Here is a 20,557-nt window from a genome sequence, read left to right as displayed (position 1 = left end):
GACAGCTCGGAAGGATCCTTCAACCGATCACTTTGGCTTTAACTGATCGGCATTAGCCTTGGTGGGCGCTCTTTTCGTTGGTTTATAGGGCTCTTAACCTAATTGGTATCTAGTTGCCTAATTAGTCGCTAGTAACTGGCCGTATCGCTCAAGGTTATTCAGTCGAATCTCTGAGTTGGCAATAAAGGTTGCTTTTGCTTTACCGGTTAACGACTTAGATTGCGGTAATTTCACGGTTCGCGCATTTTTATGTACGCCATTGACCAAGAATTCATAGTGTAAGTGCGGGCCAGTCACACGGCCTGTACCGCCCAAAGTACCAATGGTTTGGCCTTGTTTTACGCGCTGACCTGTTTTCACCATACGTCGCTTCATATGCAAGTATTTAGTAATATAGGTGTTGCTGTGGCGAATGAACACGTAGTTACCATTGAATTGGTTGTAACCCGATTTCTGAACAATACCGTCACCGGCTGCCCAGATAGGTGTGCCAACAGGGGCTGCGTAGTCGGTGCCTCGGTGAGCTCGAACCTTACCGGTTACTGGGTGTTTTCTACGAGGGTTAAAGTTCGATGTTACACGGCGAAAATCAATCGGTGAGCGCAAGAAGGCTTTCTTCATAGCACGACCATTTTCATCGAAGTAGTTGCCGCTTCTATCATCTAATACCGCGGTAAATGAATCACCTTGGTTTTTGAATACTGCCGCCATGATCTTGCCGCGACCAATCACTTCGCCTTCAACGACTTTCTCTTGGTACAAAATCTTAAAGCTGTCGTTGTTGCGAATATCCAACGCAAAGTCGATATCCCAACCGAAGATGCCCGCCAGTTCCATAATTTGGTTTGCAGTTAGGCCTGCATTGACGCCGGCGTTCCAGAAGTTAGACGTGATGTTGGCTTCGGCATAGTTGTATTGGTAGGCCACTTCCTTTTTGTCGAAGCTAGAGGAGAATGAATCGCCAGACTTAGTGATCTTGAAGCTTTCAAACGCACTAAGTTGTCGCTTCAACTGAATAAGGTCGTTGTTTTCATCAAAGCCGAATTGTAATACGTCGCCAGGTCTTAGATTGGACAGCTGCTTTTTAATATCGTTGTTGGTATTGAGTAGAGTGATCAGTAAACGGTATGAAAGGCCAATACGTTCAAATAAAACAGAGGTGCTTTCGCCAGAGCGAACGGTGTATTTCTCCCATTTGAGTACTGCCGTCGGTGGTGCGTCACTTGAGCTAACAAGTGCTGATGCACTGATCGTCAGTGGGTAGTGTTTTCCAACGACTAAAGCTCCCGTATCGTCACGTAAGCTGTTGACGTCGGGGAGTAAGAAAATAGCGATAAAAATTACGGCACTAAAAAATGCGATAAATGCCCGGTGCAAAATGGGAAGGCGTGCAAAAATAGACAACATGTTCCGGTTCGTTCTGTAAATATTATGAAAATAGACGACGGAATAGTGTAACTGGTTTCAAAATACATCGCTATTCAAGTAAGATGTCTAATTATTATATTTTTGCCAAATCTGTGGGAGTGAACAAGAATGGCGAGTATTGAAGCTGCACTAGCCGAGATCAAACGTGGCGTAGAAGAACTGATTCCAGAAGACGAACTGATTGCGAAACTAAAAGAAGGTCGTCCTTTACGCATTAAACTGGGTGCCGATCCAACCGCTCCAGATATCCACCTAGGCCATACGGTTATCTTTAACAAGCTTCGTGCTTTCCAAGAGCTTGGTCATGAAGTGACGTTCCTTATCGGTGATTTCACAGCAATGGTTGGTGATCCATCAGGTAAGAACTCAACACGTCCACCGCTAAGCCGTGAAGACGTATTGAAGAATGCTGAAACTTACAAAGAGCAAGTATTCAAGATTCTAGATCCTGCGAAAACGCAAATTCGTTTCAACTCTGAGTGGTTATCTGAACTTGGTGCAGAAGGCATGATTCGTCTTGCTTCTAACCAAACTGTTGCTCGTATGCTTGAACGTGATGACTTTAAAAAGCGTTACGCTGGTGGTCAACCGATCGCAATCCACGAATTCATGTACCCACTTCTTCAAGGTCACGACTCTGTTGCACTAGAGAGCGATGTTGAGCTTGGCGGTACTGACCAGAAGTTTAACCTTCTTATGGGGCGTGAACTGCAAAAAGCAGCAGGTCAAAAACCACAAGCGGTGCTGATGATGCCACTACTTGTTGGTCTAGACGGCGTTAAGAAGATGTCTAAGTCTGCGCACAACTACATCGGTATCAGCGAAGCACCAAGCGAGATGTTTGGTAAGATCATGTCTATCTCTGACGATCTAATGTGGAGCTACTACGAGCTACTGTCTTTCCGTCCTCTTGAAGAAGTTGCGGAACTGAAAGCTGGCGTTGAGGCGGGCAAAAACCCTCGTGACGTGAAAGTACTTCTTGCTAAAGAGATCATTGCTCGTTTCCACAGCGAAGCAGATGCTGAAGCGGCTGAGCAAGAGTTCGTTAACCGTTTTGCTAAGAACCAAGTTCCTGATGAAATGCCTGAATTTGAATTCGAAGCAGGCCTACCAATTGCGAACGTTCTAAAGGAAGCAGGTCTTGTAAACTCGACTTCTGATGCGATGCGTATGATCAAGCAAGGCGCAGCTAAGCTTGAAGGCGAGAAGATTGAAGACAGCAAATTGGTACCTGAAGCAGGTACTGCGGTCTACCAAGTAGGTAAGCGTAAGTTTGCTCGTATTACTATTAAGTAATATTAAATCTCAATGATTTATAGAAAAGGCATCTTCGGATGCCTTTTTTATGGGCCCCTATTTATTGCCCCTTATTTATTGACAGAAAGTTGACGAAGAATTTTTTACAGGATTGCTACACTATGCGCGCTGTCGAGCTGACAGTAATTTTGGAGATTTTTATGAACAATACCGACCATCCTCCTAGTTTGAATGGAGAAGAATAACTCGTCTCGGTATTGATCTATTGTCCTGCCGTTCGGGTAGGGTATCTGTTTTCCCCTCATTCTTTTCCACACTCTAGATTCTAACAAGTAGACACATCAGTGCTTTAAGCTCTTGGTGCGCTTAGTTTATATTCTTGATGTATATAGCTATACGCTCTTGGTGTACACCGCTTTACACTCTCGGGGTACTCTCTATAGGCTACTTGTTTTGATGGTCGTTACCTTTGCCAATCGGGAGATTCGCCATGACGGTAATGAACAACACTTTTTTATCTATTGAAGCTCTGTACTCAGAGCAAGACATCCAAGCTGTATCGAATGCCTTTCAACAGTATGGGCGTGAGCAACAAATTAACCTTTTAAACCGCATGCCACTTGAAGATGCGGTGTTAGTGCTTGGGCAATGCTCTCTTAGTACGATTCAGACTTTACTTAGTGAGCTAGAAGAGCAGGGCTTTGAGAAGCGCTCTCGACATCTAGCTCACCAACTAGGGCTGATCTACTCAGAGGTTGAACCTCAACAAGGTTACCTTTCAACTGGAGTGCTTAGCCATGTTAGGCAGCGTATCGGTTGGATTATTGCCTTAGCACTGCTGGGCATTGTCTCTGGGCTTATCATTGCTCAGTATGAAGACATTCTTAGCCAGCTAGTACTTCTGGCGATCTATATGCCGGTAATCGCTGCCGCGGGTGGCAACACAGGAACACAAGCTGCGACTTTGGTCATTAGGGCCTTAGCCACAGGGGAATTGAAGAAACGCCAGTGGGCCAACGTTCTATGGAAAGAGCTTAGAGTTGCTATCTGTTTAGCTCTTGCGATCGCCTTAGTGATGATTGGCCGAATCTTATTATTCAGTGACAACCAGTCAACGGGTGGTTACGACATTAATATGATTGCTTACGCGATTGCTGTTGCTCTGTTTATTCAAGTGACCATATCAACTGTACTCGGCGGTGGGTTACCGATAGTCGCTCGATTCTTCAAACTTGATCCTGCTGTGTTAGTGAGCCCTGTACTGGCTTCGATAGTGGATATCTCTGGAATGTGGATCTACTTCACTGTGGTTAATTCATTCTTAGGGATCGCTTAGCATTTATAAAAATAGCTAAAAGCACCTTATGAGACAAAAATGGCGCTGAAGATTCAAGATCTTCAGCGCCATTTTTATTGCTTAAGTAGAAGCTTAAACAGAGTTGAACATTACTTAGGTTTGCTCTGTGTTTGACTGAATTCAACTACATCTGTGTAGAAAGCTCGTTCAAACTGGGTGATGGGTGCTTCTACTGGTTTTTCTGGATCTGGTGTGTCAGGAAAGTAATCACGGACAAACTGTACAAATAGAGAGTTTGGTTTTCCCGCTTTATCTAAACCAAAGCCTGCCATGTTGTAGCTCCCATACAAAGAACCACTTTTGGCAATAATGTTGCCTTGGATTGGTGCTTTTCGCATGCTTTGACGGTATTTGAGCGTGCCATCAGTACCAGATGTAGGCATAGCCTCAATCAGGTTGAGCTGTTGGTCGTTTTCCCAGATATAACGAAGCACTTGAGCCATGGTTTGCGAGGTCATGCGGTTATTTCTGGATAGCCCAGAACCATCGACCAACTGTGCTTGGCTTAGGTCAATATCGGCTTTGGTCAGTAATATCTGCTTTATCGCTTCAGTGCCGTTATTAAAACTGCCCGGTTGAACATAAAATGTCGCACCCAGCGTTTTAGTTAGATTGTCTGCTATTAGATTGTCTGATTTCTTGAGCATGATATTAATCAGTTCGGGAAGTTTCTCTGAGCTGTGACTTGCGATTAACGTGCTTTTGCCTGCTTTAGCTTTTTTGCCAACGACCACATTGCCTTTTACTTCAATTCTCAGTTCTTTAAGAATCGATGTAACGACTTGATAGGTGTAAAGCTCTGGATTTTGAATCGCGAACTTGAGCGGCAGTGGTTTCTTACGCTCAACTAAGCAACCAGAGAGCTTGTAAGTGTTATCTGGGGTAGTAATAAGCTCAAGGTCGCATTGCGTTGCCTTTTGGCCAGAGCGAGTTACCGTGGCTGCTGAGGTTGTCACGTCTATCGGATAGTGAGCTGGGATATATACGCGTGTTGTACCGTTATCTTTTGTATAAATAGAGGCTTGTGCGCAGTTACTGTCTAAGGTCATTGCACTAGAGGGAGCGCTGTAACAAACGCCTAAAATGTCCCAAGGCCAACCAACCGCTCGTTGATAGCCAGTAAAAGCTGAGTTATCGAGGTATAAGTTGCCCTTGATTGTTTTAGATTGCGATTTAGCATATTGATCTAAAAGGTTTTTTAGATGCTCTCTTTGTAGTGTAGGGTCACCACTGAATGAGATCACGACATCTTTATTAGAACGCGCAATGCTGGTCGTGTAGTTAAAATTATCTCCTAACTCCAATTTGACTGCCAAAGCGGTGACTAGCTTTAACGTACTGGCGGGAGGGTAAAAGCCATCGCTATTGGTGTTCAACTCACTCGAATCATCACTCAATGACTTCAGTATCAAGCTTGTGCTACTGCCATCGGGCAGTTTATCTAGAGGGAGGTATTCGAAAGCACTAATTGAATAGCTACACAGTGACAAACCACATAGGAGTAAGCTGGATAGAAGGCGCATAGAAGGTTTTCTTGGATGACTGATGTTTTCAGTATACAGATATAAAAAACGCCCGCTATAGAGCGGGCGTTTTGATTCTCAATTAACTAATTAATCAATTAGATAATCAGAATTAGAAGTCGTAACGTAGACCTAGAGCTAGCTCGTCTTCAGCTTGTGCAGAAGTTGCGACACCGTTTGAAGCTAGATCTGTAGTATCGATCTTATCACCCGCTGAGATTAGGTTGAAGTTGTACGATACGTAGCCACGGAAGTTAGGCTTGAAGTAGTACGTTGCGTCGATAGCAATATTGTCAGCAGACGTTTCGCTATCAGTTTCTGCGTTGTTATACGTAGTTGAGAATACAGTTTGGCCTAGAGTATAAGCCGCTGCTAGCTCGTAACCTGTGTAATCAACAGCTTTATTTTTGATAGTGCCTGTAGTTTGCTTTTCACCGTCAGTGAATACACCAGCGAAGTACAAGTCAGAGATTGAGTAAGAACCCGACAGCATGTATTCATTCGATTGATCTTGATCTGCGTAACCAGCACCTAGCTTAGCACCAGTTTCGCCAATAGCGTAGATAGCTGATAGAGAGTAGCCGTCTTCACCATTATCAACGTAGTCAGTTTTAGCGTTGTTTAGTGAGCGGTCAGCAAAACGGTAGCTTGCTTTTACGCTTAGGTCTTGGAATTGACCTTTGTAAGAAAGCATGTTGTCAGTACGATCAGCAGCCGCTAGTTTATCTGCAGCAGAGTTACCGTGGTAAGCCATGATATCGGTAAAGTCAGTGATTACGCCTAGTGCGCCATCGTTTTTACCGTAAGTTACTTCACCAAATGTGCCGCCAATACCAGCGTACGTGTAACGGTTATCAAGGTCAGAACCGTTATCATTCGATGTTGCTGTAGAGTCAGCTGTAGTGAATTCACCTTCGTAGAAACCAACGCCGTATAGGCCATCTTGGATTTCAACTTTACCTAGAAAGTTAAGACGGATGCGAGATTCGTCAGACGCTTTGCCATCTTTCATAGATAGACGAGCTTCCGCACGGCCACCCATTTCTAGAGAAGTACCGTCTTGGTTGTATAGTTCTGAAGCGTTAGCACCAGTAGCAAGAGCTGCAGCAGATACAGCAAGCGCGATCATAGTCTTGTTCATGTTATTAATTCCTAATTACTGTCCATAAAGGTATTTATCAAGGATTTGAATCCTTTTTGTGTATTGCTCGTATTAATCAAGCTTCATAATCATGCTTAGAACAAAAGCGTGAAACTTGCCAGAACAATCCGTGGGGTACTTTTTAACCCTAAAGTTCCACCATCAGGTAGTAAAATGATATCAATAAAAATTATGCACACTGTTTTATTGAGTTTGGCTATGTTTAAGTTATTGATTTTATGTGATTTTTATAAAAGTGTGATCTGTGTTTATTTGGTTTATTTTTGTTTTTTTTAGATATTTTATCACTAACTTATTGATGGTGAGGTTATTATTCATTTTTGTGATGTCTGTAATTTAGACCTAGATAAAGCTTTTATAACGCAAAGTGGAATAAAGGTGATTTAGCCATAAACTTTGTTTACACTAAGCCAAATCGTTTTGTTTCTATCACCCAATAAGTATGTTGGGTGGATTTATGTTGGCCAAAGAAAGCTTTGGCATAGAGGTAAAAAATGGAAAAGGTTCCAATGACAGTACGTGGCGCTCAGCAGCTACGTGACGAATTAGATCGCCTACTTAAGCTACGTCCTATTATTTCAGCAGCTATTGGTGAAGCTCGTGAACTCGGTGACTTGAAAGAGAACGCTGAATACCACGCAGCTCGTGAAGAGCAGGGTATCTGTGAAGCTCAAATTCGAGATATTGAATATAAGCTATCACTGGCTCAGATCATCGATGTAACGCAGATGGATAACACAGGTAAGATTATCTTTGGCACGACAGTGACTTTGATTGACGTAGATACGGATGAAGAATTCCGCTACCAAATCGTTTCTGAAGATGAAGCCGATATCAAAACGGGTCGCATTTCTGTGAAATCCCCAATTGCACGTGGTCTTATCGGTAAGATGGAAGGCGATGAAGTACTGATCTCTACCCCAGGTGGTGATAAAGACTTCGAAATCGACAAAGTAGAATACATCTAATTGAATTTTCTTTGTTTTTGATAAGTAAAAAGGTCGCTAATGCGACCTTTTTCGTTTCTCACGCTACACTAAAAGCTAAGCGCAGTGGCTTCCTTTTAATGAAGTTAGCTTATATTAAGCTCGCTTACTTGCGTGGAATCTCGATTTTACGTGCTTCTGACTGACGGAACAGTACAAGAACTTTACCGATAGTCTGTACTTTCTCAGCTTTAGATTCACGTACAATTGCATCGATAATCAGTTGCTTAGTCTCACGGTCTTCTGATGCAACTTTAATCTTGATCAGTTCGTGGTGGTCTAGAGCTAATTCGATTTCCGCTAGAACAGCTTCAGTAAGTCCATTTGCGCCCATTAGCACAACAGGTTTTAAACTGTGAGCTAGGCCCTTTAGATGCTGCTTTTGTTTGGTACTTAGGTTCATTACGCGGCCAATTTTATTTAGTATTAGGGTTGAAAAAACCTATTTTAACGCCATCTAAAGCTGAAGACTATAATTTATTCAGCAATTAGTACTTTCCTCCAATTTAGGTATCCAATGAGCAAACAGAAACACTCGGCCAGTTCAGGCCGTTGGTTGAAGGAACACTTCGACGACAAGTACGCAAATGAAGCCAGAAAAAAAGGCTATCGTTCGCGTGCTTATTTCAAAATGGAAGAGATTCAAACGAAAGATAAATTGCTGACTCCAGGGATGACCATTGTGGATTTGGGTGCAGCGCCTGGCGGTTGGTCTCAATATGCTGCTAAGATTATCGGAGACAACGGTCAAATCATTGCGTGTGACTTGTTACCAATGGATCCGATTGCTGGAGTGAGCTTTTTACAAGGCGATTTCCGCGAAGAAGCTGTGCTAGATGCGTTGTTGGAACGTATACAACCAAACATGGTTGATGTCGTGATGTCTGATATGGCACCTAATATAGCAGGCAACAATTCTGTGGATCAGCCAAGAGCTATGTATTTAGTTGAATTAGCTTTGGATATGTGTCGACAAGTTCTAGCTACCAATGGTAGTTTTGTTGTAAAAGTATTCCAAGGCGAAGGGTTTGACCAATATGTTAAGGACGTTCGTGAGATGTTTAAAACAGTCAAAGTTAGAAAACCCGACTCTTCTCGAGCTCGCTCTCGTGAAGTGTTTATCGTAGCAACTGGTTACAAAGGTTAACGATTCTCTTCCAAGAGTGAGAGTTAACAACATGGCTACAGGTTACAAACTGTAGTACCCTACCTTTAATTACAATTAGTTATCGAGAGGCTTACACCTTGAGTGACATGGCAAAAAATTTAATTCTGTGGCTTGTTATCGCGGTAGTGTTGATGTCGGTATTCCAGAGCTTCGGCCCTGGGGAAAGTAACGGCAGAGCAGTAGATTACACCACGTTTGTACAGGAAGTTGGCCAAGGCCAGATTCAAGACGCACAGTTCAATAACAGCGAAATCACTTTCACACGTCGTGGTGGTGGCTCTAAGTATGTAACTTACATGCCTGTTTATGATCAAAAGCTACTTGATGACTTAATTAATCAAAACGTAAAAGTTCAGGGTACACCACCTGAAGAGCAGAGCCTGCTTGGCACTATCTTCATTTCATGGTTCCCAATGATCTTACTGATTGGTGTGTGGATTTTCTTCATGCGTCAAATGCAAGGCGGCGGCGGCGGTAAAGGCGCAATGTCTTTTGGTAAGAGCAAAGCTCGAATGATGAGCGAAGAACAAATCAAAACGATGTTTGCTGATGTTGCTGGTTGTGACGAAGCAAAAGAAGACGTGAAAGAGCTTGTGGATTACCTTCGTGACCCAAGTCGCTTCCAAAAGCTTGGTGGTAAGATCCCGACAGGTATCCTGTTGGTCGGTCCTCCTGGTACGGGTAAGACATTGCTTGCAAAAGCGATTGCTGGTGAAGCGAAAGTACCGTTCTTTACTATCTCTGGTTCTGACTTCGTTGAAATGTTTGTTGGTGTTGGTGCATCTCGTGTGCGTGACATGTTCGAACAAGCGAAGAAAGCAGCGCCTTGTATCATCTTTATCGATGAAATCGATGCTGTAGGTCGTCAACGTGGCGCTGGTGTTGGTGGTGGTCACGATGAACGTGAGCAAACACTTAACCAAATGCTGGTTGAGATGGATGGTTTCGAAGGTAACGAAGGTATTATTGTTATCGCTGCGACTAACCGTCCAGACGTACTAGACCCTGCATTACTTCGTCCTGGTCGTTTTGACCGTCAAGTTGTGGTTGGTCTACCTGATGTACGTGGTCGTGAACAGATTCTTAAAGTACACATGCGTAAAGTGCCACTATCAGGTGATGTTGAACCATCTCTGATTGCTCGTGGTACTCCTGGTTTCTCTGGTGCAGACCTTGCGAACCTTGTTAACGAAGCGGCTCTATTTGCTGCTCGTGGTAACAAACGCAATGTATCTATGGTTGAGTTTGAACTTGCGAAAGACAAAATTATGATGGGTGCAGAGCGCCGTTCAATGGTGATGTCTGAGGAAGTGAAAGAGTCAACGGCTTACCACGAAGCAGGTCACGCAATTGTTGGTCGTTTGGTACCTGAACACGATCCAGTGTACAAAGTATCAATCATCCCACGTGGTCGTGCGCTTGGTGTAACTATGTACTTACCTGAGCAAGACCGCGTAAGCATGTCTCGCCAGCATCTAGAATCAATGATCTCTAGCTTGTACGGTGGTCGTCTTGCTGAAGAGCTTATCTACGGTAAAGACAAAGTTTCGACTGGTGCGTCTAACGATATCGAGCGTGCAACTGATATTGCTCGTAAGATGGTTACGCAGTGGGGCTTCTCCGAAAAACTAGGTCCTCTTCTTTATGCTGAAGAGGAAGGCGAAGTTTTCCTAGGTCGCGGCATGAGCCAAGCGAAACATGTTTCTGACGATACAACTAGATTAATCGATGAAGAAATTCGTATTCTTATCGACCGTAACTATGCTCGTGCGAAACAGATTCTTGAAGAGAACATGGATATCATGCACTCGATGAAAGATGCGCTAATGAAGTTTGAAACGATTGATGCAGGTCAGATTGATGACTTGATGGAACGCAAAGACGACATTCGTGAGCCTGCTGGTTGGGGTGACCAGGCGAAAGCAGAACCTGCAAAGGAAGAAGCTAAACCTGAAGCTAAATCAGAAGAGAAAGCCGAAGCCGAGCCAAAAGCTGAAGAGTCGACAGTTGAAGAAGTTAAATCTGAATCAGATGATGCTCAAAACAAAGATTCTTAATTGCTAAGCTTTAAATTAAAACCCTGAGTACGCTCAGGGTTTTTCTGTTTCTAGCCCAAGATATTTTTTACCTTTAAGACCCACCTTCCATGATATTAAAAGCACACAATAAAACGCTCGTTTTAGACCGCCCACATGTGATGGGTATCCTCAATGTTACGCCTGACTCTTTCTCTGATGGCGGAAAATTCAATTCATTAGATAATGCTTTACTGCAAGCAGAGCGAATGATTCAGGCTGGCGTTAGCATTATTGATATTGGTGGTGAGTCGACTCGTCCGGGTGCTCCAGAGGTGTCCTTAAAGGAGGAGTTAGCTCGAGTTATCCCGGCGATTAAAGCGATTCGCGCCAAGTTTGATGTTTGGATCTCGATTGATACCAGCAAAGCTGAGGTGATGCGCCAAGCTGTTGAAGCGGGTGCTGACTTGATCAATGATGTACGCGCACTGCAAGAGCCCGGAGCTCTAGAAGTGGCCGCAGAGGCTAATGTACCTATTTGCTTGATGCACATGAAAGGTCAGCCAAGAACCATGCAAGCCAATCCAAGCTACGAAGATGTTCTAACAGATGTCGAAGACTTTTTACAAGAAAGGGTTGAAGCTTGTGAGGCGGTCGGTATATCAAAAGAGCAGCTGATTCTTGACCCTGGTTTTGGTTTTGGTAAAACCATCGAACACAATTACCATTTATTAGCGCACCTTGAAAAGTTTCATACGCTTGGTTTGCCTGTCTTAGCGGGGATGTCGAGAAAATCGATGATCTTTAAGCTACTAGACAAAGTCCCAGCTGACTGCATGGTCGCTAGCGTTACTTGCGCAACAATCGCAGCAATGAAAGGTGCACAAATTATTCGCGTTCACGATGTTGAAGATACATTGGAAGCGATGAAGATAATCGAAGTGATGAATAACAATCACTAATCATAATTAAGGAAAATCAATATGTCTGATAAAAGACGTTACTTCGGCACAGATGGTGTACGTGGAAAAGTGGGCCAGTACCCAATCACACCTGATTTTGTTTTGAAGCTTGGCTGGGCTGCTGGTCGTGTTCTTGCAAAGCAGGGCACAAAGAAAGTGATCATTGGTAAAGATACTCGTATTTCTGGCTACATGCTTGAGTCTGCTTTAGAAGCTGGCTTAGCTGCTGCTGGTCTTCAAGCTACGTTTACGGGGCCAATGCCGACACCGGCTGTTGCCTACCTAACACAAACTTTCCGTGCTGAAGCGGGGATTGTTATCTCTGCATCGCACAACCCCTTCTATGACAACGGCATCAAGTTCTTCTCGTCTGAAGGTACTAAATTGTCGGATGAGATTGAACTCGCCATCGAAGCTGAGCTAGACAAAGATATCGAGTGCGTGGAATCTTCCGAATTAGGTAAAGCGGTACGCCTAAATGATGCAGCAGGCCGTTATATTGAATTTTGTAAAAGTACATTCCCACACAAAATGACGCTAGCGGGTATGAAAATTGTGGTGGATTGCGCGCATGGTGCGACTTACCACATTGCGCCGGCTGTATTTAAAGAGCTGGGTGCTGAGGTTGTTGCGATTGGTGTGGAGCCAAATGGCACTAACATCAACCACGAAGTCGGTGCGACTGATGTACGCGCTCTGCAAGCTAAAGTGCTTGAAGAAAAAGCGGCGTTAGGCCTTGGCTTTGATGGTGATGGTGATCGTATCATCATGGTTGATGAGCTAGGCAACAAGGTTGATGGCGACCAAATCGCTTACATCATTGCTCGTGATGCGCTACGTCGTGGTGAACTAAAAGGCGGAGTTGTTGGTACGCTAATGACCAACCTTGGTATGGAAAATGGCCTTAAGCAGTTAGGTATTCCATTTGTACGTGCTGCTGTTGGTGACCGTTATGTTATGGAACAACTTCTAGCTAAAGGCTGGAAGATCGGTGCTGAGAACTCGGGGCACGTTATCCTATTAGATAAAGTGACGACAGGTGATGCTATCGTTGCTGCTCTGCAAGTATTGGCCTCAGTTGTCGATAGTGAAATGACACTGAATGAGCTTTCTCAAGGTATGACGTTATACCCTCAAGTTCTAGAAAATGTTCGTTTCAGTGGTGATTCAAATCCACTAGAAGCAGAAGCTGTGAAAGCGGCTGTTATTGAAGTCGAGACGGAACTCGGTGAGAAAGGTCGTGTGCTATTACGCAAATCGGGTACTGAGCCACTACTTCGCGTAATGGTCGAAGGTGAAGATGCTGAACTTGTTCAGAGTTCTGCACTGAAAATTGCTGATGCAGTAAAAGCGAATTGCTAATAAAACGTTTGCCGTAACAGGCGAAGTCGGTCTCACTTGTGGGGGCCGGGTTTTAGTTATGTGATGATTAAAAAGGGACGCAAATGAGTTTTGTGTCCCTTTTGCCCTTTTTTTGACCACTTGCTTGGTAAAGGCTTATTTTTTAGTAAATTCCCCTTGTCAGTCATCGTCGCATTCGCTAGTATTGCTCGGCCTTCAGTTAGGAGGTCGCTAGCCTTGTTCTTGAAAATAGTTTTTTGAACGGCGCTGGCTCAACAATTAGGAACATAGGTGGAAAAATGTTTACAGTTCTACTTGTGATTTACCTGTTGGCAGCGCTTGGTGTAATTGGCCTAGTGTTGATTCAACAAGGTAAAGGCGCAGATATGGGAGCCTCTTTCGGTGCTGGCGCTTCAAACACTGTGTTTGGTGCTGGTGGCTCAGGAAATTTCCTTACCCGAATGACTGCAATTTTTGCAACTACATTTTTTATCCTTAGCTTAGTGCTTGGTAATATGTCTACACATAAAACTGAGTCACAGTGGATTGACCCGACTCAAGGTCAGGTGATTCAACAAGCTGAAGATGCAGTGAGTGAAGTTCCGGCGCAAGGCGACGAAATTCCACAATAATCTGTAAAGATTTGATGCCGAGATGGTGAAATTGGTAGACACGCTAGCATGAGGTGCTAGTGCCTTAGGGTGTGAGGGTTCGAGTCCCTCTCTCGGCACCATGTTTACAAACTTGTAAAACATCTTGTTGGGCGTATAATGCTCACAAGTCGGACGCGGGATGGAGCAGTTTGGTAGCTCGTCGGGCTCATAACCCGAAGGTCGTCGGTTCAAATCCGGCTCCCGCAACCAATTTCAATGCTATTATATAGCTTGTATTGGTAGCAAGTTTGCACAGTGTGAACCTCACTGTGAGTTAAGTGTGATATCAAATATGATGACACTTAACATATAAGGGTCCAGCAACAAAAACCCCGACTTATACGGGGTTTTTTGTTATCTAAGCATTTATAAATGCATCTTAGATGATAATGTTTGCTTGGAATTTAAATTGGGCTTTGAGCCCTTTTTTTGTTTCTGGAGTGGTTAAATGACTGGTTTAGAAAGACAACTTACTGAAATGCTTGACGCTCCAGTAGCAGCATCAGGTTATGAGTTAGTTGGATTAGAATTTATTCGTGCTGGTGAGCACTCAACGCTACGCATTTACATCGATTCACCAAATGGTATCAATGTAGATGATTGCTCTGAAGTTAGTCACCAAGTAAGTGCCGTAATGGACGTTGAAGATCCAATTTCAGTGGCTTATAACCTTGAAGTGTCTTCACCAGGTTTAGAGAGACCACTGTTCAAAGCTGAGCATTACCAACAATTTATTGGTCACGAGGTAAGCATCGTTTTGAAAATGGCTGTCGGCAACCGTCGTAAATGGAAAGGTGATATCCAATCTATCGAAGGCGAGACAGTGAAAGTATTGGTTGAAGGACAAGAAGAAGAATTCGTCCTGAGCAATATTGCGAAAGCTAACCTGATCCCTAAATTTTAGTTCTCCTAGAGAGAAGAGCTTAAGAGGCTAGATTAATGAACAAAGAAATTTTGGCGGTAGTAGAAGCTGTTTCTAATGAGAAAGCAGTTCCTCGTGAGCGTATTTTTGAAGCGCTTGAAATCGCGCTTGCAACGGCAACAAAAAAGAAAAGCGAACTAGAAATCGAAGTTCGTGTTGAGATTGACCGTAAAACGGGTAATTTCGAAACTTTCCGCCGTTGGGAAGCTGTTGAGGAAGTTGAATTCCCAACAAAAGAAATCTCTATTGAAGCTGCAAAGTACGATGATCCAGAGATCGAACTTGGCGGTTTCATCGAAGATGATATCGAATCAGTAACGTTTGACCGTATTACGACTCAAACAGCTAAGCAAGTTATCGTACAGAAAGTACGTGAAGCTGAACGCGCTCAAATCGTTGAACAGTTTATTGATAACGAAGGCGAGCTAGTCACTGGCGCAGTTAAGAAAGTTAACCGTGACACAGTGATTCTAGATCTAGGTAACAATGCTGAAGCGGTAATCCTTCGTGATGACCAACTTCCTCGTGAAAACTTCCGTCCAGGTGACCGTGTTCGTGGTCTTCTATACGCAGTTAAGCCAGAAGCTCGTGGTTTCCAGCTTTTTGTTACTCGTTCTAAGCCAGAAATGCTAGCTGAACTATTCCGTGTTGAAGTGCCTGAGATTGGTGAAGAGCTAATTGAACTTAAAGGTGCTGCACGTGACGCTGGTTCTCGTGCTAAAATCGCCGTTAAAACAAACGACAAACGTATTGACCCTGTTGGTGCGTGTGTTGGTATGCGTGGCGCACGTGTACAAGCTGTATCTAACGACCTTGGCGGTGAGCGTATCGATATCGTGCTTTGGGATGATAACCCGGCGCAATTCGTTATCAATGCAATGGCTCCTGCTGATGTTGCTTCTATCATCGTTGACGAAGATACGCACTCAATGGACATCGCGGTTGAAGCTGACAATCTAGCGCAAGCTATCGGTCGTAGCGGTCAAAATGTACGTCTAGCGTCTCAACTTACTGGTTGGGAACTGAACGTAATGACTGTTGCTGATCTAGAGAAGAAGCACCAAGAAGAAGCAGTTGCTTCTATTGAAAACTTCATGAAGCACCTAGATATCGAAGAAGACTTTGCTCAAATGCTTGTTGAAGAAGGCTTCTCTACGCTTGAAGAAGTAGCCTACGTTCCTGTGAACGAGCTTCTTGAAGTAGATGGTCTAGATGAAGGTATCGTTGAAGAATTGCGTAACCGCGCGAAAGACGCACTGACAACTCTAGCGCTAGCGAAAGAAGAAACTTTCGATGGTGTTGAGCCAGCTGAAGACCTACTTGCACTTGAAGGTCTTGAGCGTGAAATGGCTTACAAGCTAGCAGCAAAAGGCGTTGCGACATTGGAAGACCTAGCTGACCAAGGCGTTGATGAACTAGAAGGCATCGAAGACCTAACTGCAGAGCGTGCAGGCGAGCTAATTATGGCTGCGCGTAACATCTGTTGGTTCGGCGACGAAGAATAATTCAGCAAGGAGAGAGAGCGGTATGACACAATTAACAGTTAAAGCACTGAGTGAAGAGATTGGTACGCCAGTTGACCGCTTAATTGAACAACTTGCTGATGCAGGCATGAAGAAAGCAGGGTCGGACCAAGTGACTGATTCAGAGAAGCAAACATTGCTAACGCACCTTAAAAAGGAGCACGGCGATACTTCTGGTGAAACAGAACCGACTCGTTTAACTCTTCAACGCAAGACCCGCAGCACGCTAAGTGTTGCCGCTGGAGGCGGTAAGAGTAAGGATGTTCAAGTTGAGGTACGTAAAAAGCGTACTTACGTGAAGCGCAGCACTATTGAAGATGAAGCGAAACGTGAAGCTGAGGAAGTAGCTAATCGTGAAGCGGAAGAGAAAGCACAACGCGATGCTGAAGAGCAAGCGAAACGTGATGCTGCAGAGAAAGCACAGCGCGAAGCCGAAGCAAAAGTAACACGTGAAGCGGATGCAAAACGTGAAGCTGAAGAGAAGGCTCAACGCGCACAAGCTGAAAAGGCTAAAAAAGACATGAATTCAAAAAATGCAGACGCTAACGCACAAGCGAAAAAAGAAGCGGATGAACTTAAAGCTCGTCAAGAGCAAGAAGCAACTCGTAAAGCCGAAGCTGAAGCAGCTAAGCTTGTTGAAGAAGCTCGTAAGTTAGCAGAAGAGAACCAAGAACGTTGGTCTGAAGAAGAGAAGAAGAAGAAAGAGCAAGAGAAATCTGCGGATTACCATGTGACGACTTCTACTTACGCTCGTGAAGCTGAAGATGCGGCAGACAAAAAAGATGAGAAAGCACCTCGTCGTCGCAAGAAGAAACCAGCTCCAGCAACTCAGCCTGGCAATAACCGTGGTGGTCGTAACCAACGTGGTCGTGGCGGTAAAGGTAAGCTTGCTAAACCAACTTCAATGCAGCAAGGCTTCGATAAGTCAGCGACTGTTGCAAAATCTGACGTTGCTATCGGCGAAACTATCGTTGTTTCTGAACTGGCTAGCAAAATGTCAGTTAAAGCAACTGAAGTTATCAAAGTAATGATGAAGATGGGCGCTATGGCGACTATCAACCAAGTGATCGACCAAGAAACAGCACAACTTGTTGCTGAAGAAATGGGTCACAAGGTAATCCTACGTAAAGAAAACGAACTTGAAGAAGCAGTACTAGCTGACCGTGATAGCGATGCTATCGCTGAAGGTCGTGCTCCTGTTGTTACTATCATGGGTCACGTTGACCACGGTAAAACTTCAACACTTGACTACATTCGTAAAGCACACGTTGCTTCTGGCGAAGCTGGCGGTATCACGCAGCACATTGGTGCTTACCACGTAGATACTGACAACGGCATGATCACGTTCCTTGATACTCCTGGACACGCGGCCTTTACTGCTATGCGTGCTCGTGGTGCTCAAGCGACAGATATCGTTGTACTTGTTGTTGCTGCAGACGATGGCGTAATGCCACAAACAATCGAAGCAATCCAGCACGCGAAAGCGGCAGGCGTTCCTCTGATTGTTGCTGTGAACAAGATCGACAAAGAGGGTGCAAACCCAGACAACGTTAAGAATGAGCTAGCTCAATACGACGTTATTCCTGAAGAATGGGGCGGTGAGAACATCTTCGTTCACATCTCTGCAAAACAGGGTACAAACATTGATGGTCTTCTAGAGTCTATCCTTCTTCAGTCTGAAGTTCTTGAACTTACAGCGGTTAAAGAAGGCATGGCATCTGGTGTTGTTGTTGAATCTCGTCTTGATAAAGGTCGCGGTCCAGTTGCAACAGTACTAGTACAGTCTGGTACTCTAAACAAAGGCGATATCGTTCTTTGTGGTCAAGAGTACGGCCGTGTTCGTGCAATGCGTGATGAAAACGGTAAAGACATCGAAACTGCAGGTCCATCTATCCCTGTAGAAATTCTAGGTCTTTCTGGCGTTCCTGCTTCAGGTGATGAAGCGACTGTTGTACGTGATGAGCGTAAAGCGCGTGAAGTTGCAAACTACCGTCAAGGTAAATTCCGTGATGTTAAACTAGCTCGCCAACAAAAAGCGAAACTAGAGAACATGTTCGCGAACATGACGGCAGGCGAAGTTGCTGAACTTAACGTTGTACTTAAAGCTGACGTTCAAGGTTCTGTAGAAGCGATTGCTGACTCTCTACTGAAACTGTCAACTGACGAAGTTAAAGTGAACATCGTAGGTTCTGGTGTTGGTGGTATTACTGAAACTGACGCAACGCTTGCTGCAGCTTCTAACGCTATCATCCTTGGTTTCAACGTTCGTGCTGACGCAACTGCGCGTAATACAGTTCAGAACGAAAACCTAGATCTACGTTACTACTCAATCATCTACCAACTGATTGACGAAGTTAAACAGGCAATGGGCGGTATGCTTGCTCCTGAATTCCGTCAAGAAATCATTGGTCTTGCACAAGTTCGTGACGTATTTAAGTCGCCTAAACTTGGTGCAATCGCTGGTTGTATCGTTACTGAAGGTACGATTAAGCGTAGCAACCCAATCCGTGTACTTCGTGAAAACGTTGTTATCTACGAAGGTGAACTAGAGTCACTTCGTCGTTTTAAAGATGACGTTCAAGAAGTTAAGAATGGTTACGAGTGTGGTGTTGGCGTTAAGAACTACAACGACGTTCGCGTTGGTGACCAGATCGAAGTATTCGAAATCGTTGAGGTTAAACGTACTCTAGACTAATCAGTCTGTACGACTCGACATATTGACTAAGGTTACTAACATTACTAATAAAGGTAATAAGGTAATCGGTTGTTGAATACACCATGGGGGGCTGGTAATTACCAAGCCCCCCATCTTTCTAAGTGAGAAAAGAAAATGTCAAAAGAATTTAGCCGCACACAACGTGTGTCTCAGCAGCTTCAAAAAGAGCTTGCGCTTATCCTACAACGTGAAGTTCGTGACTCACGTATCGGTATGGTAACTATCTCAGACGTAGAAGTGTCTCGTGACCTTGCTTACGCAAAAGTGTTCGTTACTTTCCTATGTATCGGTGAGCAAACACCTGAATCATGTCTTGCTGCTCTTAAAGAGCATGAAGTGCCAGTTCGTATGGCTCTTGGTAAGCGTATTCGTCACCGTCTAACGCCTGAAGTGCGTTTTACTTACGACAACACACTAGTAGAAGGCATGCGTATGTCTAACTTAGTAAGTGAAGTTTTAAACGACGATAAGCGTAAGCAAGAAGCGTCTGGCCGTACTGACGAAACTCAGTCTAAGGGCGAAGAGTAATGGCTCGCCGTCGTAAAGGTCGCCCTATCAACGGGGTAATTCTGTTAGATAAGCCAACGGGCATTTCGTCTAATGATGCACTGCAAAAAGTAAAACGTATTTACTTTGCAGAGAAGGCTGGGCACACCGGTGCTCTTGATCCTCTTGCGACTGGCATGCTGCCAATTTGTCTTGGTGAAGCAACGAAGTTTTCTCAGTTTCTATTAGATTCTGACAAGCGCTACGTAGTAATCGCTAAGCTTGGTGAGCGTACCAATACCTCTGACTCTGATGGTGAAGTGGTAGAGACACGAGATGTTAACGTGACTCAAGAGCAACTTGAACGCTGCATTGCAAGCTTCAAAGGGGAAACCGACCAGATTCCATCAATGTTCTCAGCATTGAAGTATCAAGGTAAGCCTTTGTATGAATACGCACGTGCAGGTATCGAGGTGCCTCGTGAATCTCGTAAAATCACTGTTTACTCTATTGAACTGCTTCGCTTTGAAGGTGATGAAGTTGAGATGGAAGTGCATTGTTCAAAAGGCACTTACATCCGCACAATTACCGACGATCTTGGTGAAATGCTAGGTTGTGGTGCCCACGTGACCATGCTTCGCCGTACTGGTGTTGCTAAGTATCCGTACGATCGTATGGTGACTTTGGAGCAGTTGAACGAGATCCTAGAGCAAGCGCAGGCGCAAGAAATTGCACCCAAAGAGCTGCTTGATCCACTATTAATGCCAATGGATACAGCCGTTGAAGACTTACCAGAAGTTAACTTAAACGCGGAACTGACTGACCTAGTTCAGCACGGTATGCCCGTTCAGGTTTCTGGTGCGCCAACTGAAGGTACGGTTCGCATGACAAGTGGTGAAGAGAAACTGTTTGTTGGTGTTGCTCAGATTGCTGAAGATGGCCGAGTTGCACCGAAGCGTTTGGTTGTTTTCAGAGATGAAGAGCCACAAGCATAGCGCTGAAACCTAGTTAGGTATTGGCGCTTAGCCTGGAAAAGCGAATCAATAATATAGAAAGCG

The 20,557-nt window shown here is 44.3% G+C and carries 17 protein-coding genes and 2 tRNA genes; 15 read left to right on the top strand and 4 right to left on the bottom strand.

All coding sequences use genetic code 11. The annotated features are described in order from the left end of the window. Nucleotides 1–117: 117 nt before the first annotated feature. Nucleotides 118–1,407: a peptidoglycan DD-metalloendopeptidase family protein gene (locus tag AB6D80_RS03765; protein ID WP_009847553.1), complete on the bottom strand. Its 1,290-nt coding sequence runs from the start codon at nt 1,405–1,407 to the stop codon at nt 118–120. A gap of 129 nt (nt 1,408–1,536) precedes the next feature. Between AB6D80_RS03765 and tyrS the strand changes: the two genes are divergently transcribed. Then, nucleotides 1,537–2,724: a tyrosine--tRNA ligase gene (gene tyrS / locus AB6D80_RS03760; protein ID WP_135384165.1), complete on the top strand. Its 1,188-nt coding sequence runs from the start codon at nt 1,537–1,539 to the stop codon at nt 2,722–2,724. Between the two features lie 451 nt (nt 2,725–3,175). Then, a complete protein-coding gene (locus AB6D80_RS03755) occupies nt 3,176–4,021 on the top strand; it encodes a magnesium transporter (RefSeq protein WP_009847552.1) in 846 nt (281 codons plus the stop codon). Between the two features lie 110 nt (nt 4,022–4,131). Here the strand turns inward: AB6D80_RS03755 and dacB are convergent, their stop codons facing one another. After that, nucleotides 4,132–5,565, bottom strand: coding sequence for a serine-type D-Ala-D-Ala carboxypeptidase (gene dacB / locus AB6D80_RS03750; protein ID WP_017101807.1), 1,434 nt, complete (start codon nt 5,563–5,565; stop codon nt 4,132–4,134). Nucleotides 5,566–5,677: 112 nt separating this feature from the next. After that, nucleotides 5,678–6,706 carry a porin gene (locus AB6D80_RS03745; protein WP_372187783.1) on the bottom strand — a complete coding sequence of 343 codons (1,029 nt, stop codon included), beginning with the start codon at nt 6,704–6,706 and terminating at the stop codon, nt 5,678–5,680. A 515-nt stretch (nt 6,707–7,221) separates the two neighbouring features. On the opposite strand from AB6D80_RS03745, the gene greA reads away from it, so the two are divergent. Next, nucleotides 7,222–7,695 carry a transcription elongation factor GreA gene (gene greA / locus AB6D80_RS03740; RefSeq protein WP_009847549.1) on the top strand — a complete coding sequence of 158 codons (474 nt, stop codon included), beginning with the start codon at nt 7,222–7,224 and terminating at the stop codon, nt 7,693–7,695. A gap of 124 nt (nt 7,696–7,819) precedes the next feature. Here greA and yhbY read toward each other — a convergent pair whose 3' ends face one another. Continuing rightward, nucleotides 7,820–8,116, bottom strand: coding sequence for a ribosome assembly RNA-binding protein YhbY (gene yhbY / locus AB6D80_RS03735; protein WP_004734509.1), 297 nt, complete (start codon nt 8,114–8,116; stop codon nt 7,820–7,822). A 114-nt stretch (nt 8,117–8,230) separates the two neighbouring features. Between yhbY and rlmE the strand changes: the two genes are divergently transcribed. From rlmE to truB, 12 genes are all read left to right on the top strand, one after another. Then, the gene (gene rlmE / locus AB6D80_RS03730) at nt 8,231–8,860 is read left to right on the top strand and encodes a 23S rRNA (uridine(2552)-2'-O)-methyltransferase RlmE (protein ID WP_009847548.1); all 630 of its coding nucleotides are present in this window, start codon (nt 8,231–8,233) and stop codon (nt 8,858–8,860) included. A gap of 107 nt (nt 8,861–8,967) precedes the next feature. After that, nucleotides 8,968–10,938, top strand: a complete 1,971-nt coding sequence (gene ftsH / locus AB6D80_RS03725; protein ID WP_371707099.1) for an ATP-dependent zinc metalloprotease FtsH — start codon at nt 8,968–8,970, stop codon at nt 10,936–10,938. Between the two features lie 89 nt (nt 10,939–11,027). After that, nucleotides 11,028–11,858 (top strand): dihydropteroate synthase, encoded by an 831-nt coding sequence (gene folP, locus AB6D80_RS03720; protein WP_017101804.1) that lies wholly within the window; start codon nt 11,028–11,030, stop codon nt 11,856–11,858. A gap of 21 nt (nt 11,859–11,879) precedes the next feature. Next, a complete protein-coding gene (glmM, locus tag AB6D80_RS03715; protein ID WP_017101803.1) occupies nt 11,880–13,220 on the top strand; it encodes a phosphoglucosamine mutase in 1,341 nt (446 codons plus the stop codon). A 278-nt stretch (nt 13,221–13,498) separates the two neighbouring features. After that, the gene (gene secG, locus AB6D80_RS03710; RefSeq protein ID WP_009847546.1) at nt 13,499–13,831 is read left to right on the top strand and encodes a preprotein translocase subunit SecG; all 333 of its coding nucleotides are present in this window, start codon (nt 13,499–13,501) and stop codon (nt 13,829–13,831) included. 16 nt (nt 13,832–13,847) lie between these two features. Beyond that, a tRNA-Leu gene (locus AB6D80_RS03705) sits at nt 13,848–13,932 on the top strand. A gap of 53 nt (nt 13,933–13,985) precedes the next feature. Beyond that, a tRNA-Met gene (locus tag AB6D80_RS03700) sits at nt 13,986–14,062 on the top strand. Between the two features lie 238 nt (nt 14,063–14,300). Next, nucleotides 14,301–14,756: a ribosome maturation factor RimP gene (gene rimP / locus AB6D80_RS03695; protein ID WP_004734501.1), complete on the top strand. Its 456-nt coding sequence runs from the start codon at nt 14,301–14,303 to the stop codon at nt 14,754–14,756. Between the two features lie 35 nt (nt 14,757–14,791). After that, nucleotides 14,792–16,279 (top strand): transcription termination factor NusA, encoded by a 1,488-nt coding sequence (gene nusA, locus AB6D80_RS03690; RefSeq protein WP_009847542.1) that lies wholly within the window; start codon nt 14,792–14,794, stop codon nt 16,277–16,279. Between the two features lie 22 nt (nt 16,280–16,301). Beyond that, complete coding sequence (infB, locus tag AB6D80_RS03685; RefSeq protein ID WP_009847541.1) at nt 16,302–18,992, top strand: translation initiation factor IF-2; 2,691 nt, start codon at nt 16,302–16,304, stop codon at nt 18,990–18,992. Nucleotides 18,993–19,127: 135 nt separating this feature from the next. Then, nucleotides 19,128–19,541: a 30S ribosome-binding factor RbfA gene (gene rbfA, locus AB6D80_RS03680; protein ID WP_017097303.1), complete on the top strand. Its 414-nt coding sequence runs from the start codon at nt 19,128–19,130 to the stop codon at nt 19,539–19,541. Then, nucleotides 19,541–20,494, top strand: coding sequence for a tRNA pseudouridine(55) synthase TruB (truB, locus tag AB6D80_RS03675; protein ID WP_012604702.1), 954 nt, complete (start codon nt 19,541–19,543; stop codon nt 20,492–20,494). Before rbfA ends, truB begins: the two co-directional genes overlap by 1 nt. Nucleotides 20,495–20,557: the final 63 nt, after the last annotated feature.

Origin of the sequence: Vibrio sp. 10N.247.310.17, from assembly GCF_041466605.1 — a bacterium.
Classification (GTDB): Bacteria; Pseudomonadota; Gammaproteobacteria; order Enterobacterales; family Vibrionaceae; genus Vibrio; species Vibrio tasmaniensis_A.
Note: the sequence above shows the minus strand (reverse complement) of the source record. Positions and strands in the feature narration are given on the sequence as shown.